Here is a 15076-nt window from a genome sequence, read left to right on the forward strand (position 1 = left end):
TGCACTTTCCAGAACCCGTGAAGTCCCAAACAACACACGCCACTCATCACCAATGCAGGAGAGCCACCATGGCCAACACCTCGTTACGCAAAGCCTCGTTGCAAAGCATGGAAGCGGAGATCGAGAGTCTGCTCAAGTCGTTGGAAAGCCTGAAGGACGACGCTTCTGACGAGTCGCGCAAGACCCTCAAGGCGCTCAAGGGCAACGCTGAAAGCGCGCTGAAACACTCGCGCAGCCTGCTCAGCGATGCCTACGAAGAAGTCAAAGTCAAAACCCGCGAGACCGGGATCGCCACCCGCGATTACGCGCAGGAACATCCGTGGACGACCGCCGGTGTGGCGGTCGGTGCGCTGGGTCTGCTGGCCGCTTATTTGCTGTTCAAGCGCGGCGAGTGATCCGCCTGGCGCAGCTCGGTCCTGAGCCACTGCGCCAATTGCCGGGCGCGCCCGTCTGCGGCGCGCTTGGGTAGCCACAACGCCAGTTGCGCAGGGGTTTCACTGAAACCCCACGGCGCGACCAGGCGACCGGCCTTCAAGTCTTCGGTCACCAGCGGTTCCGGCGCGATCGCCACGCCCAGCCCGGCGACGGCCGCTTCCAGCAAGTAATACAAATGCTCGAAACCCTGCCCCAGCTTCAACGCCTTGGTGTCGAGGCCGCTTTGCTGCGCCCAGCTCGGCCAGGCTTGCGGGCGTGAAGTCGTGTGCAGCAAGGGTTCGTCGAGCAGGGCAATGGGCGGTGCCGATTGCAGGCGCTGATAGCCGCTGAACAACGGGCTCATGACCGGGCCGATGCGCTCGCTGGCCAGCTCGTACACCTGCATGTCCGCCGGCCATGGCGGTTCGGCGAACAGCAGCAATGCATCCAGCCCCGGGCGTCGTGGATCGAGATCGCCTTCACCGGCGGACAGGTGCAGACGCAAATCCGGCAGATCGGCATTCAGCCTTCCCAGTCGCGGAATGAACCAGCGCGCCAGCAAGCTACCGGAGCAACCGAGTACGAACGGCGCGTCCGCGGTGCTTTGGGTCAGTTCGGCGCAAACGCTGCGCAAGCGGTCGAACGCCTCGCCGCTGGCATCGCGCAGGCGGATGCCGGCATCTGTGAGTTTCAGGCCACGACCGTCCTTGACGAAAAGACTGACGCCGAGATGCTCTTCCAGCACCTTGAGCTGGCGGCTGACCGCACCGTGGGTGACGTGCAGTTGCTCCGCAGCCTGGCTGACGCTGTTCAGGCGGGCGGTGGCTTCGAAGGCGCGCAGGGCGTTCAGCGGGGGAAGGTCGTGGCTCATGATATCTGTGAGTTTTCCTGACAGGTTGTGGCGATCTTATCGGTTTTCAGCCTGGAAGGTCAGGGGTAGAGTGAACGCCATTGTCTTCTCGTGAAATCCGCTGGAGCGAACCATGACCCAGACTTCGAACACCTCCGATCTGCGTAACGGCCCTGACGCTAATGGCCTGTTTGGCTCGTTCGGCGGCCGTTATGTCGCGGAAACCCTGATGCCGTTGATCCTCGACCTGGCCCGCGAATACGAGGCGGCCAAGGAAGATCCGGCGTTCAAAGAGGAATTGGCCTACTTCCAGCGCGACTACGTCGGACGTCCGAGCCCGCTGTATTTCGCCGAGCGCCTGACCGAGTTCTGCGGCGGCGCCAAAATCTACCTCAAGCGCGAAGAGCTGAACCACACCGGCGCGCACAAGATCAACAACTGCATCGGCCAGATCCTGCTGGCGCGGCGCATGGGCAAGAAACGCATCATCGCCGAGACCGGCGCCGGCATGCACGGCGTGGCTACCGCCACCGTGGCTGCGCGTTTTGGACTGGACTGCGTGATCTACATGGGCACCACCGACATTGAGCGCCAGCAGGCCAACGTGTTCCGCATGAAGCTGCTGGGCGCCGAGGTGATCCCGGTGGTCGCCGGCACCGGCACCCTGAAAGACGCAATGAACGAAGCGCTGCGTGACTGGGTGACCAACGTCGACAGCACCTTCTACCTGATCGGCACCGTGGCCGGTCCGCACCCTTATCCAGCCATGGTTCGCGACTTCCAGGCGGTTATCGGCAAGGAAACCCGCGATCAGCTGCAAGCTCAGGAAGGTCGCCTGCCGGACAGCCTGGTGGCGTGCATCGGCGGTGGTTCCAATGCCATGGGCCTGTTCCACCCGTTCCTCGACGACAAGAGCGTCGAGATCATCGGCGTCGAAGCCGCCGGTTACGGCATCGAGACCGGCAAGCACGCGGCCAGCCTCAACGGCGGTGTACCGGGTGTGCTGCACGGCAACCGCACCTTCCTGCTGCAGGACGACGATGGCCAGATCATCGACGCCCACTCGATTTCCGCCGGCCTCGACTATCCGGGCATCGGCCCTGAGCACGCGTGGTTGCATGATATCGGCCGCGTCCAGTACACCTCGGTGACCGACGACGAAGCCCTCGCTGCGTTCCACCAGTGCTGCCGTCTGGAAGGGATCATTCCGGCACTGGAAAGCGCCCATGCCCTGGCCGAAGTCTTCAAACGCGCACCGAAACTGCCGAAGGATCACCTGATGGTGGTCAACCTGTCCGGTCGCGGCGACAAAGACATGCAGACCGTCATGCACCACATGGAACACTCTCAACAAGAGCAATCCAAGCAGGAGAAACACTGATGAGCCGCCTGCAAACCCGCTTTGCCGAACTCAAAGAACAGAATCGCGCCGCCCTGGTGACCTTCGTCACAGCTGGCGACCCGGACTACGACACTTCGCTGGCCATCCTCAAAGGCCTGCCGAAAGCCGGTGCCGACGTGATCGAACTGGGCATGCCGTTCACCGACCCGATGGCCGACGGCCCGGCGATTCAGCTGGCGAACATCCGTGCTTTGGGCGCCAAGCAGAACCTGATCAAAACCCTGCAAATGGTCCGCGAGTTCCGCAAGGACAACAGCGACACGCCGCTGGTGCTGATGGGTTACTTCAACCCGATCCACAAGTTCGGCGTCGAGCGCTTCATCGCCGAAGCCAAAGAGGCCGGCGTTGATGGCCTGATCGTGGTCGACATGCCACCAGAACACAACTCGGAGCTGTGCGACCCGGCCCAGGCGGCGGGGATCGACTTCATTCGCCTGACCACCCCGACCACCGATGATGCGCGTCTGCCAAAAGTGTTGAACGGCAGCTCTGGCTTCGTTTACTACGTGTCGGTTGCCGGTGTGACCGGTGCCGGTGCGGCGACTCTGGAACACGTCGAAGAAGCGGTGGCGCGTCTGCGTCGGCATACCGACCTGCCGATCAGCATCGGTTTTGGTATCCGCACGCCGGAGCAGGCGGCGTCCATCGCGCGTCTGGCCGATGGTGTGGTGGTGGGCTCGGCGCTGATCGATCACATCGCCAACGCGACCACGCCGGATCAGGCCATCGATGGCGTGCTGAGCCTGTGTTCGGCGCTGTCCGAAGGCGTGCGTAAGGCTCGCGTCAGCTGAAGGTAAAGTTCCTGATACAGAGGAATTAGGGCCTCGCGGCACAGACTAATTGAGCAAGACCGAGGGATTCAGAACCACGTTCTGAATCCCTTTTTGCTGTCAGTGCAGTGAGGAAAGACCCGATGAAAATGCCGAAACGTCTGATTGCCAGTCTGGGCGTGCTGATGATCAGCGCGACGCCGCTGCTGGCCAGCGCCGATCCGCGCGACGATCACGACCACGGCGGCCCGCAGCAGGGCCACTACGACAATCGCGGTGGTGATCACCATGATTGGCAAAGCAACCATCGCGGAGGCCCGCCGCCTCGGGACTTCGGCCCGGTACGTCAGGTGATCCGCGACAATCATGGCTACTTCGTTCGCGGTGCACCGCCACCTCCAGGCATCCATCTGGTACGTGGCCGGCCGCTGCCCCACGGCTATTACGGCGAGCGGCTGGATAACCGGGCGTTGAGTCGTCTGCCGTATTACCCGGGTTATGAATGGCGTCGTGCCGGCGGTGACATCGTGCTGATCGCGGTGGGCACTGGGATCGTTTACGAAGTGCTGGATGGCGTTCTGTACTGATCGTCAGGCAATAAAAAAGACCGCAGCCTTCACAGGCTGCGGTCTTTTGTTTTCAGGGTCGTTGTTTTTCAGGGCAGCTCCAGTCCGCCCGAGGCTTTGTGCAGTTTGCGCAGATGCTCGCCGATCTGCTTCACGTTGGCCTCGCTGGCCGCAATCTCGGCTGCTCGCTTTGGCTCCAGCAGCGCGCGCACTTCTTTATCCAGATCGCCGGTGAGTGCCAGCAACTGTTTCTGGCGCTGACTGCTTTCGGCTTCAAGCCTGCTGAACTCGCTTGGTTGCGGCAGGCCGTAACCTCGGGAGTCGAGCAACTCTGCCGGCCGGCTGAGGAAGCCGCTGTTGGCGAGGATCTGTTGCAAGGTCGCGTTGGCCTTGTCCATGCCACCGTTCTCCAGCTCCCGGGCGCCGAGGTAGCGTTGCTTGACCTCATCCTGAGCGAGCAACAGTTGGCGGCGGAAACTGGCTTGCTCCAGCAACAACAGCGCGGCGCTGGTACGCAGGTCGGCTCGTTCGAACCAGGGGCGACGCTCTTCGGCGGACAGCGAAAGCCATTCTTCCACGGTTGTCTGCTTGATCGGCAATTGCTTCTTCAACACATCGAACATCGCTTGATAACGATCACGGAACGAGTCGAAGCGATAACCCAGGCGCAACGCCTCTTTCGGATCATCGAGCACGCTGGTGTCGGCCAAGCCTCGCCCCTTCAGCACTTCCAGCAAACCGTTGGGCATGATGCTGTCGAGGCCGGTCAACCGGGCGTTATTGCTGCCGCTGCGCAGCAGTTTCAGGCCTTCCACCGCACAGTTGTTGGAGAGGAAGAAGTAATTGCCGTCGTAGCTCCAGTGCATTTCGGCGGCGTGTTCGACCACGCCCTCGATTTCGCTGCGCGAGAGATTCAGCGGCACCGACGCCAGGCTGCGCAGTTCGGTCTTGGTGTATTCGTCGATTACCTGCGCCAGCGGCAACACAAATAGGCGCGACGGGTACTTGCCGACCAGTCCGTCCCAGCTCGACAGCTGCACGTCACCGACGAAGGCGCGGTACGACAGCACCAGATGCTGATCCAGATCCAGTCGGCAGTCGGGCCCGCGTGGCCGGCCCGGTGCGCAGATCACCAGACGCAACATGCTGTGGCCCCAACGGCTGACCCAGTTCTGGTTGGCTTCGGCCAACAGGTAATCCACCGCGTACACGCGCTCCGGATCGACCTGGCCCAGGGGCTGTTTGGCAAAGTCGTTGCCGGCATTGAGGAAGGCGAAGGTTTTGGCGCACTCATCTTTCGCGGGCGGTGCCCAGCCGAAGTGTTCCTGGTAATAGCGATACAGCGCCGGTCGACGGCAGGCGTAGCTCGGGTCGAGGAGGAAATACTCCATGTTGACCGCGACAAACTCCTTCGGACTGGAGATTTCGTAGAGGTCGGGGCTGCGGGCGATCTGCCGGTTGTGCTGTTCCCGCTCACCCCGACGCCCGACGTATTGCTGCCAGCCGGCGAGGTCGAGCAGGCGTGGATCATCGCTGAGGGTGAAGCGCCGACCGTTCTGGCCGCGGCATTCATCGGGAATGCCGATCAGCCCGGCGCTGTTGTTGCGCCGGGTGCAGCGCTGGATCAGCGTGCGTTCGGCCGCCGGCCACAAGCGCGCGCGATCGTAAATATGGGTGATTTCGTGCAGCACCGTGGCCAGCAGTTCCCGGCGAACGGTGCCGTGGGGGCGATTGGTTTTTTGAGTGGCCGCGCTGCCGTCGGTGAGGTTGGCGAGCAGTTTGCGGTTCAGATCCAACTCGGAAACGAGCGTTGCCTGGCCGTAGGCGTTGCCGGGCATGTCGTCGGTCCAGCCGACATCGATGCGCCGGTCCAGGCGTTCGATGAAGCTCGGCGGCAACGCCTGCATGGCTTCATCGAGCAGCGCCTGGCTGGCCTGTTGTTGGGCGGGGCTCAGGCCGTCGGTCTTGAGCCGCAATTGCAGGCCGGCGTGGGCGCTGTTGCCAAGCAGCAACAACGCCCCGGCCAGCAGCCAGGCGCCGAGTGACTTCACAGTGCGAGGATGGCTTCGGCGAGTACCTGATCACTGGCGTCGCGAGCTTCCGGCACGCGGGTGCGCAAGGTGTTGAAGGCGGCTTCCAGGTTGGCACCACGGATATCACCGTCGCTGGCCACGAAACTGGCGGCGTCGTCGTGGGCTTCGCGGATGATTTTCGAATCGCGAATCGACGTAGTGGTGTCGGAGGTGAAATCGATGGTGCGCTGGGAAGCGCGGACGATGATGTTACTGGTGGCTACCAGGGTGTGTGCCTGGGCCATATCGGCCAACAACAGCAGGCCAAGGGCGGCAGCAATCAGCGGGCTACGCATGGAACGACTCCGAAAAGACAGGGATGACTATTGGACGAGAATTGCCTGTGCCAGTTCAAGGTCGCTGACATGAAGTTTTGGCCGGCTCTTGCGCAGGTAATGCAGGGCGGATTCGAGCTGTGCGCCGCGCATCTGGCCGTCACTGGCAACGAACGCTGCGGCATCGTCGTGCGCGGCGATGATCAGTTTACGGTCGAACGGTGCGGAAGACACCATGCCGGTGGCCCAGACGCTGACAACGGTGTTCTGCGTGGACACATCGAAGGCGTCTGCCAGTGGAACCCAGCAGGCGGTGATCAGGATAGAAGGGATAAGCAGATTTGAAAGAAAACGCATGGGACTCGGCAGTTGTTGGCGAGTCCCAAGGCTAGCGCAATGCCCGGACTAGAGCCAGCGCCGAAACATCGGGACACGACCGGCGTGCCCCGTAATGCTCCTGTCGCTTAGATCGTCAGAATGGCCTGGGCCAGCTGTGCGTCGGTCGCTTTCAGTTGTGGAGCCTGATGGCGGATGTGATCCAGTGCACTCTCCAGTTTCACGCCACGGATTTCGCCTTCGCTGGCCACGAAGCTGGCAGCGTCGTCACGGGCAGCGAGCACGATCTTGTCGTCACGGAAGGACGAGGTGACATCGGAAGTGGCATCGGAAGAGGACTTGAGCGCGCCAACCACGGCGTCGGTGGTCACGATGAAGCTGGTGGCGCTGGCGTTGGCAGCTACGGCCAGCAGGGCTGCGGCGCTGAGCAGACGAAGACGGGACATGGGAGAACTCCTGTGGATAAACCGTATTGAGAGGTGGCTCGGTGTCTGAAGATCAGACGCCAGTCGCACAGCATTCGCCACGTTCTGCATGGATATTAGGCCTGCGCGCCAAATTCGCACAGAGGGCAGAGTGCTAGCGCCAGAAGGGTTTTTCCATTTCATTCAATCGATCGGCATGGCTGAGACCGAGGTCGGCAAGATCCCGCCCATCGAGTTGAGCCAGCAGGCGTCGCGTCCGAGCGCGTTCAAGACCTTGCCAGAGCTGCTTTAGCAGACGTCGCAGCAGGTGACGCCGAACAGGGGCGGGGCTCGCAATTGTCGAAACATCCTGTAAGTCATTCATGACCGTTTCCTTTTCCAGTGGAGGCGAAAAGTCATGTTGAGCCGGAAGCAGATGCAGAAACAGATACACTGGCAGCAAATTGTACTGGTTCAATTTGGTTTATATTGAAACTGTACCTGTCTCGCAGCTGGTCCGCTGTATTGCCTATTTTCAAGACCTGAAACGACAAAACCCGTCGCGGTTTCCCGCGACGGGTCTTGTATGTTCAATTCGGGTTGCTGGCGGTGGGTCTAGCGACCAGAGCCAGCGACGCTGCTTAGCGCCAGAACGGCTTGCTCAGCTCTTCGTAGCGTTGTGCTTCGCTGATACCGGCATCGGCCAGCAGACGCGAATCCAGGCGAGCCAGTTGGTGGCGGCTGGAGATGCGGCGCTGCCACAGCATCAGATTGGCGATTACGCGCAGAGGCAGGGAAGCCTGGGTGTTTACAGCTTTGTCTTCGAAGAACAGTTCGGAACTGAGTGTACGTTCCATGGTTGACATCCTTCCGCTTGTGGCGGGATTAGGTAGTGGTTTAACTGGTGCCCATGATCCTCTCGTTTGGCCAGACTCTCTAGATACAGTTCACCTGTAATGTGAGTGACCAGTTAACTGTTTATAGGGGGTGTACGGGTCAAAATTGCGCAAACTGTACTTGTCTGCGCTTATTTGGTGCATTTTTACCCAAATCGATGATTAGAGTAGGCAAAAGCCGTAGGAAAAGACCGGTACAGCAGTACAGTTTTTGACGGCTGCGGCGGTTTTCAAAATTCCGCTGACGAAACTGTGTTTGCGCCAGCGGAAAATCTGTGCGGATTACACCGCCAGCATGCGTCCGGTTTCTTCCAGATTGATGTGCCAGCTCAGGGCGTCACGCAGGATGTGCGGGGTGTGGCCGCCGATCGCACAGGCTTTTTCGAAGTAATCGTTCAGCGCCGGGCGGTAATCCGGGTGCACGCAATTATCGATGATGACCCGGGCGCGTTCCCGTGGCGCCAGGCCGCGCAGGTCGGCCAGGCCCACTTCGGTCACCAGGATGTCGACGTCATGCTCGGTATGGTCGACGTGGCTGACCATTGGCACCACGCTGGAAATCGCGCCGCCCTTGGCGATCGACTTGGTCACGAACACCGCCAGGTGTGCGTTGCGCGCGAAGTCGCCCGAGCCGCCAATGCCGTTCATCATCCGCGTGCCGCAGACGTGGGTGGAGTTGACGTTGCCATAGATGTCGAACTCAAGGGCGGTGTTGATGCCGATGATGCCCAGGCGCCGCACCACCTCCGGGTGGTTGGAGATTTCCTGCGGACGCAATACCAGCTTGTCCTTGTACTTCTCCAGATTGCCGAACACGTCGCTGTTGCGCCGCTCCGACAGAGTGATCGAGCTGCCCGAGGCGAAGCTCAGCTTGCCCGCATCAATCAGGTCGAAGGTCGAGTCCTGCAGCACTTCGGAGTACATGGTCAGGTCTTCGAACGGCGAGTCGATCAGCCCGCACATCACTGCGTTGGCGATGTTGCCGATCCCTGCCTGCAACGGACCGAGCTTGTTGGTCATGCGTCCGGCATCGACTTCCTGTTTGAAGAAGGTGATCAGGTGATCGGCGATGGCATTGGTGTCGACGTCCGGCGACGACACGGTGGACGGCGAATCCGCCTGCTGGGTGATGACGATCGCGACGATCTTCTCCGGCGGGATCGGGATCGCGGTGCTGCCGATGCGATCGTCGACTTTTACCAGCGGGATGGGCGTGCGGGTCGGGCGATAGGTCGGGATATAGATGTCGTGCAGACCTTCGAGGTTGGCGTTGTGCGCCAGGTTGATCTCGACGATCACGTGTTTGGCGAAGATCGCGAAGCTCGCCGAGTTGCCCACCGAAGTGGTCGGCACGATGTGGCCCTGTTCGGTGATGGCCACAGCTTCGATGACGGCGATGTCCGGCAGCTTCAGCTGCTGGTTGCGCAGTTGCTCGACGGTTTCCGACAGGTGCTGGTCGATGAACATCACTTCGCCGGCGTTGATTGCCTTGCGCAAGGTGCTGTCGACCTGGAACGGCATGCGCCGGGACAGCACGCCAGCCTCGGTCAGTTGCTTGTCGAGGTCATTGCCCAGACTGGCGCCGGTCATCAGGCTGATCTTCAGCGGCGTGACCTTGGCTCGCTCGGCCAGCGCATGGGGCACGGCCTTGGCTTCGCCGGCGCGGGTGAAGCCGCTCATGCCGACGGTCATGCCGTCCTCAATCAGCGCAGCGGCGTCGGCGGCGCTCATCACTTTATCCAACAACGAAGGCAGGCGAATACGGTCACGGTACATGGATTATTTTCTCGGGCAGCGAGTAGCAGGATGCGCAGTCTAGTGAATTTCGCGAGCGCCTGTCCCGCTACCAAGGTCGCAAACGAGGCGTCTATTTAGCGGGTTTCAAGTAAAACACCGTTACCGGATCTGCAACAACGCGGCAAATTGTCCGACGGTTTGCGCAAACAAAAACGCCCCGACAAGTCGGGGCGTTCGGTGTTGCCGGCGAGGGTTACTCGACCGCTTTGACCATGTCTTCGATGACTTTTTTCGCGTCGCCGAAGACCATCATGGTCTTGTCCAGGTAGAACAGTTCGTTGTCCAGACCGGCATAGCCGCTGGCCATCGAGCGCTTGTTGACGATGATGGTCTTGGCCTTGAACGCTTCGAGGATCGGCATGCCGGCAATCGGCGATTTTGGATCGTTCTTGGCGGCCGGGTTGACCACGTCGTTGGCGCCGAGCACCAGCACCACGTCGGCCTGGCCGAACTCGGAGTTGATGTCTTCCATCTCGAACACTTGGTCGTACGGCACTTCGGCCTCGGCCAGCAGTACGTTCATGTGCCCAGGCATCCGACCGGCCACCGGGTGGATCGCGTACTTCACGGTCACGCCGTGATGAGTCAGCTTCTCGGTCAGCTCTTTCAGCGCGTGCTGTGCACGGGCCACCGCCAGGCCGTAACCCGGAACGATGATCACGGTGTCAGCGTTGGTCAGCAGGAAAGTCGCGTCGTCAGCCGAACCGGATTTCACCGGACGGGCTTCCTTCTCACCGGCAGGACCGGCGTCTGCGGTATTGCCGAAACCGCCGAGCAGTACATTAAAGAAGGAACGGTTCATCGCCTTGCACATGATGTACGAGAGGATCGCACCGCTCGAACCCACCAGCGAACCTGCAATGATCAGCATCGAGTTGTTCAGCGAGAAGCCGATACCTGCCGCCGCCCAGCCGGAATAACTGTTGAGCATCGACACCACCACGGGCATGTCGGCGCCGCCGATCGGGATGATGATCAGCACGCCCATGACGAACGCCAGGGCCAGCATCAGTGCGAACGCGGCGAGGTTGCCGGTCAGCATGAAGGTGATGCCGAGGATCAGCGTCGCCAGACCCAGTACCGCGTTCAGCTTGTGCTGACCGCTGAACTGTACCGGTGCGCCCTGGAACAGACGGAACTTGTACTTGCCAGACAGCTTGCCGAAGGCGATCACCGAACCGGAGAAGGTGATTGCACCGATGGCTGCGCCAAGGAACAGCTCCAGACGGTTACCCGCCGGGATCGAGTCGCCCAGTTGCTTGACGATGCCCAGCGACTGCGGCTCGACCACGGCAGCAATGGCGATGAACACCGCTGCCAGACCGATCATGCTGTGCATGAACGCAACCAGTTCAGGCATCTTGGTCATTTCAACGCGTTTGGCCATGATCGAACCGGCGGTGCCGCCGATCAGCAGGCCGACGATCACGTAACCGATGCCAGCAGTCGCGAGCTCAGCGCCTAGCTTATAGATGAGGCCGACAGTGGTGATGATTGCCAGCGCCATGCCGAGCATGCCGAACAGGTTGCCGCGGCGCGATGTGGTCGGGTGCGACAGGCCCTTCAGGGCCTGGATGAAGCAGATCGACGCGATCAGGTAGAGCGTCGTGACGAGGTTCATGCTCATTACTTAGGCGCCTCTTCTTTTGCTTTCGGGGCTTTCTTCTTGAACATCTCAAGCATGCGGCGGGTGACCAGGAAGCCACCGAACACGTTGACCGCGGCGAGTGCCACGGCGAGGGTGCCCATGGTCTTGCCCAGCGGGGTGACGGTCAGTGCGGCCGCGAGCATGGCGCCTACGATCACGATCGCCGAAATGGCGTTGGTCACTGCCATCAAAGGCGTGTGCAGCGCGGGTGTAACGTTCCAGACCACGTGGTAACCGACATAAATCGCCAGCACGAAGATGATCAGGTTGTAGATACCGGGGGAGATAAGCTCTTCCATCGTCTGAATCCCTGCTTAGGCGTTTTTGCGGATGACTTGGCCGTCGCGGCACATCAGGCACGCGGCGACGATGTCGTCTTCGAGGTTCACTTCGAACTGGCCTTCTTTGGTGAAGACCAGCTTCAGGAAGTCCAGCAGGTTGCGTGCGTACAGCGCCGAGGCGTCTGCGGCCACTTCACCGGCGAGGTTGGTCGGACCGACGATGGTCACGCCGTTCTCGATCACGACCTGATCGGCCACGGTCAGCGGGCAGTTGCCACCCTGGGCCGCAGCGAGGTCGATGACTACCGAGCCGGGTTTCATCTGCGCCACGGTGTCCGCGCTCAGCAGCGTCGGCGCCTTGCGGCCCGGGATCAGTGCGGTGGTGATGACGATGTCAGCCTGCTTGGCGCGCTCGTGCACGGCCTGGGCCTGACGCTGCATCCAGCTCGCCGGCATCGGGCGTGCGTAACCACCGACGCCGACCGCGCATTCGCGTTCTTCATCGGTCTCGTAAGGCACGTCGACGAACTTGGCGCCGAGGGATTCGATCTGTTCCTTCACGGCCGGACGTACGTCGGACGCTTCGATGACGGCACCCAGACGTTTCGCCGTGGCAATCGCCTGCAACCCGGCCACACCAGCACCCAGAATCAGCACGCGCGCCGCTTTCACGGTGCCCGCAGCGGTCATCAGCATCGGCATGAAGCGCGGATAGTAGTGAGCGGCCAGCAGCACGGCCTTATAGCCGGCAATGTTCGCCTGGGACGACAGCACGTCGAGGCTCTGGGCCCGGGAGGTACGTGGCGCCGCTTCCAGGGCGAACGCGGTAATCCCGCACTCGGCCATCTTCGCGATGGTGTCGTTGTTGAACGGGTTGAGCATGCCCACCAGCACCGTTCCGCGCTTGATCAGCGTCAGTTCGGCATCGCTTGGCGCGACCACTTTGAGAATCAGCTCGGCGCCAAACGCGTCATTGGCACTGCCAATGGTTGCGCCTGCCGCTTCATAGGCACTGTCGACAACGCTGGCTTTAACGCCGGCGCCGGTTTGCACAGTGACCTTATGACCTTGGCTGATCAGCTTTTTAATGGTTTCCGGGGTTGCAGCAACCCGTGTTTCACCGGTCTGGGTTTCGAGAGGAACACCAATGTGCACGTCAAATCTCCTGCGTGATCTTATTGAGTAAACCCATGCACTACGGATGGTGCGACTGGGGCGGCCGATCAGCACGATCCCGCCAAATCGGGGCGGGGCGCGGCATTTTGCAGGCGAAGTTTATGCCCTTCAAGGGATTATGACGGGTGACGGAAAATTAACTACAAGTCATCCCGTGACCGAATGTCGCAGATGGCCAGTTGAATCCCTTGCAGGCCGTGCCTTTCAAGGAGTCTGGATGAATTTGAAGAATTTTCTCATCGGTGACGTGAATAGGCCGCAATGAGTCGCGAATGAGGGCGCAAAGCCACGTCGGCAGGCGGTTGTGGGACGTCTGTACGACTTTCGGATACAGTCTGTCTATTTGCGACAAATAGTTATATCTGTAGGGCTTTGGTTTTCCTGACTACGGGGTTAGCAATCGCTGGAGCCCTTTATCCTTCTAGGTTGTAGCTGTATGCCTGGTTCACCAGCCAGTCGCGAAAAGCCTTGAGTGACGCGGATTCGACCTTTCGCTCCGGAATCATCAGGTAATACGCCTTGATGCTGGAGAGCGCGTTCGGGTTGGCAATCACCAGGCGTTTTTCGGCCAGTTCGCGCTGAATCAGGAATGGTGGGATCAGCGCGATGCCCATGTCGTGCATGGCCGCTTGGGCCAGCATGGAGAATAGCTCGTAGCGCGGACCTGTCATGTCGCGGGGGATGTTCAGGTGTTGCGAGTTGAACCACTGTCGCCAGGCGTAGGGGCGGGTGGTTTGCTGGAGCAGCGGCAGATCGGCGATTTCATCGGGTGTCAGATGCGTCTTGTTGCCGAGCAGGGCGGGACTGCATACCGGCATCGGATTCTCGCCCATCAGCCTGTGGGATTCGGTACCGGACCAGTCGGCATCGCCAAAGTAGATGGCGGCATCGAAGTCGGTGTCTGCAAACAGGAACGGGCGCGTGCGGTTGGTCAGGTTGACCGTCACTTCCGGGTGCTTGAGCTGGAAGTCCTTCAATCTTGGCAGCAGCCATTGCGTGCCGAAGGTGGGTACCACGGCGAGTTCGATCACATTGGTGCCTTGCTGACCCATCACCGACAGGGTGTCGCGCTCAACCGCATCAAGTTGGGTGGCGACCCGACGGCTGTAGGAAAGCCCCGCTTCCGTCAGCTTCACTCCGCGACGCGAGCGTCGGAAGAGTTCGACGCTGAGGAAGTCTTCAAGGCTGGCGATCTGTCGGCAAATGGCGCCTTGGGTGAGGGAAAGTTCTTCGGCGGCCTTGGTAAAGCTCTCGTGACGGGCGGCAGCCTCGAAGCTGATCAGGGCGGTGGTGCTGGGTATCTTGCGGCGCATGTACGTCAACCTCACTAATACATCGCTTATTCGGCATTTCGCGACGTTTCGGAGTGAGAAATTAGCACAACAGGATGCGAAATCCTCGTTTGCCGGGATGGCGAAGCGGGCCTAGGATCAATGCCACGTTAATTCACCCAATTTGCGAGGACTCACTCATGGGCGGTAAAGCTAGCTTCAACTGGATCGATCCACTGCTGCTGGATCAACAGCTGACTGAAGAAGAACGCATGATCCGCGACACTGCCGAGCAATTCGCCCAGCAGAGCCTCGCGCCGCGCGTTCTGGAAGCCTTCCGCCATGAGAAGACCGATCCGGCGATCTTCCGTGAAATGGGTGAAGTCGGCCTGTTGGGTGCGACCATTCCCGAGCAGTACGGTGGCAGCGGCCTCAACTACGTCAGCTATGGCCTGATCGCCCGTGAAGTCGAGCGTGTCGACTCTGGCTACCGTTCGATGATGAGCGTGCAGTCTTCGCTGGTGATGGTGCCGATCAACGAATTCGGTACCGAAGCGCAGAAACAGAAGTACCTGCCGAAACTGGCTTCCGGCGAGTGGATCGGCTGCTTCGGTCTGACCGAGCCGAACCACGGTTCCGACCCGGGCGCGATGATTACTCGTGCACGCAAAGTCGACGGTGGCTACAGCCTGACCGGTGCCAAGATGTGGATCACCAACAGCCCGATCGCCGATGTGTTCGTGGTCTGGGCCAAAGACGATGCCGGCGACATCCGTGGTTTCGTTCTGGAGAAGGGCTGGAAAGGTCTGAGCGCTCCAGCGATTCACGGCAAGGTCGGTCTGCGGGCTTCGATCACCGGCGAAATCGTCATGGACAACGTGTTTGTGCCGGAAGAGAACATTTTCCCGGACGTGCGTG

The 15076-nt window shown here is 60.7% G+C and carries 17 protein-coding genes (1 of these 17 cut by a window edge); 5 read left to right on the forward strand and 12 right to left on the reverse strand.

Annotated features, from left to right (window positions below):
* Positions 1–68: 68 nt before the first annotated feature.
* Positions 69–395 carry an ElaB/YgaM/YqjD family protein gene (locus tag AC0R79_RS01570; protein ID WP_007953918.1) on the forward strand — a complete coding sequence of 109 codons (327 nt, stop codon included), beginning with the start codon at positions 69–71 and terminating at the stop codon, positions 393–395.
* Here the strand turns inward: AC0R79_RS01570 and AC0R79_RS01575 are convergent.
* Positions 368–1285 carry a LysR family transcriptional regulator gene (locus AC0R79_RS01575; protein WP_127796523.1) on the reverse strand — a complete coding sequence of 306 codons (918 nt, stop codon included), beginning with the start codon at positions 1283–1285 and terminating at the stop codon, positions 368–370. The two genes, AC0R79_RS01570 and AC0R79_RS01575, sit on opposite strands and share 28 nt — an antisense overlap.
* 112 nt (positions 1286–1397) lie before the next feature.
* Here AC0R79_RS01575 and trpB point away from each other — a divergent pair, with 112 nt between their 5' ends.
* The 3 genes from trpB (at position 1398) to AC0R79_RS01590 (ending at position 4023) form a co-directional block, all read left to right on the forward strand.
* Complete coding sequence (gene trpB / locus AC0R79_RS01580; protein ID WP_064379337.1) at positions 1398–2645, forward strand: tryptophan synthase subunit beta; 1248 nt, start codon at positions 1398–1400, stop codon at positions 2643–2645.
* Entirely contained in the window at positions 2645–3457 is an 813-nt protein-coding gene (trpA, locus tag AC0R79_RS01585) for a tryptophan synthase subunit alpha (RefSeq protein ID WP_007953915.1), read from the forward strand. Before trpB ends, trpA begins: the two co-directional genes overlap by 1 nt.
* A 122-nt stretch (positions 3458–3579) precedes the next feature.
* Entirely contained in the window at positions 3580–4023 is a 444-nt protein-coding gene (locus AC0R79_RS01590; RefSeq protein WP_064379331.1) for an anti-virulence regulator CigR family protein, read from the forward strand.
* 68 nt (positions 4024–4091) lie between these two features.
* Here the strand turns inward: AC0R79_RS01590 and AC0R79_RS01595 are convergent, their stop codons facing one another.
* From AC0R79_RS01595 to AC0R79_RS01645, 11 genes are all read right to left on the reverse strand, one after another.
* Positions 4092–6053: a DUF7844 domain-containing protein gene (locus AC0R79_RS01595; protein ID WP_474732908.1), complete on the reverse strand. Its 1962-nt coding sequence runs from the start codon at positions 6051–6053 to the stop codon at positions 4092–4094.
* The gene (locus AC0R79_RS01600) at positions 6050–6370 is read right to left on the reverse strand and encodes a DUF2388 domain-containing protein (protein WP_007953910.1); all 321 of its coding nucleotides are present in this window, start codon (positions 6368–6370) and stop codon (positions 6050–6052) included. The genes AC0R79_RS01595 and AC0R79_RS01600 overlap by 4 nt, the downstream gene beginning before the upstream one ends.
* Before the next feature lie 27 nt (positions 6371–6397).
* The gene (locus tag AC0R79_RS01605; RefSeq protein ID WP_127796526.1) at positions 6398–6706 is read right to left on the reverse strand and encodes a DUF2388 domain-containing protein; all 309 of its coding nucleotides are present in this window, start codon (positions 6704–6706) and stop codon (positions 6398–6400) included.
* Positions 6707–6813: 107 nt separating this feature from the next.
* On the reverse strand, positions 6814–7131 hold the full coding sequence (locus tag AC0R79_RS01610) for a DUF2388 domain-containing protein (protein ID WP_127796527.1): 318 nt from the start codon (positions 7129–7131) through the stop codon (positions 6814–6816).
* A gap of 133 nt (positions 7132–7264) precedes the next feature.
* Entirely contained in the window at positions 7265–7474 is a 210-nt protein-coding gene (locus tag AC0R79_RS01615) for a DUF1127 domain-containing protein (RefSeq protein WP_127796528.1), read from the reverse strand.
* A gap of 256 nt (positions 7475–7730) precedes the next feature.
* Positions 7731–7946, reverse strand: coding sequence for a DUF1127 domain-containing protein (locus tag AC0R79_RS01620; protein ID WP_007911656.1), 216 nt, complete (start codon positions 7944–7946; stop codon positions 7731–7733).
* A 321-nt stretch (positions 7947–8267) separates the two neighbouring features.
* On the reverse strand, positions 8268–9761 hold the full coding sequence (locus AC0R79_RS01625) for an acetyl-CoA hydrolase/transferase family protein (protein WP_127796529.1): 1494 nt from the start codon (positions 9759–9761) through the stop codon (positions 8268–8270).
* A gap of 214 nt (positions 9762–9975) precedes the next feature.
* A complete protein-coding gene (locus AC0R79_RS01630) occupies positions 9976–11409 on the reverse strand; it encodes an NAD(P)(+) transhydrogenase (Re/Si-specific) subunit beta (protein WP_474732913.1) in 1434 nt (477 codons plus the stop codon).
* A complete protein-coding gene (locus AC0R79_RS01635; RefSeq protein ID WP_003220416.1) occupies positions 11409–11729 on the reverse strand; it encodes an NAD(P) transhydrogenase subunit alpha part 2 in 321 nt (106 codons plus the stop codon). The genes AC0R79_RS01630 and AC0R79_RS01635 overlap by 1 nt, the downstream gene beginning before the upstream one ends.
* A 15-nt stretch (positions 11730–11744) precedes the next feature.
* Positions 11745–12866: a Re/Si-specific NAD(P)(+) transhydrogenase subunit alpha gene (locus AC0R79_RS01640; RefSeq protein ID WP_011331831.1), complete on the reverse strand. Its 1122-nt coding sequence runs from the start codon at positions 12864–12866 to the stop codon at positions 11745–11747.
* 434 nt (positions 12867–13300) lie between these two features.
* Positions 13301–14200, reverse strand: coding sequence for a LysR family transcriptional regulator (locus AC0R79_RS01645; RefSeq protein WP_127796530.1), 900 nt, complete (start codon positions 14198–14200; stop codon positions 13301–13303).
* Positions 14201–14358: 158 nt separating this feature from the next.
* Here AC0R79_RS01645 and AC0R79_RS01650 point away from each other — a divergent pair, with 158 nt between their 5' ends.
* Positions 14359–15076, forward strand: the 5' portion of a protein-coding gene (locus AC0R79_RS01650) for an acyl-CoA dehydrogenase (protein WP_011331834.1). The gene runs 464 nt beyond the window's last position; 718 of the gene's 1182 nt are visible here — the first part of the coding sequence; the start codon lies at positions 14359–14361; its stop codon lies beyond the right edge, outside the window.

Source organism: Pseudomonas sp. HD57-3, assembly GCF_056113135.1.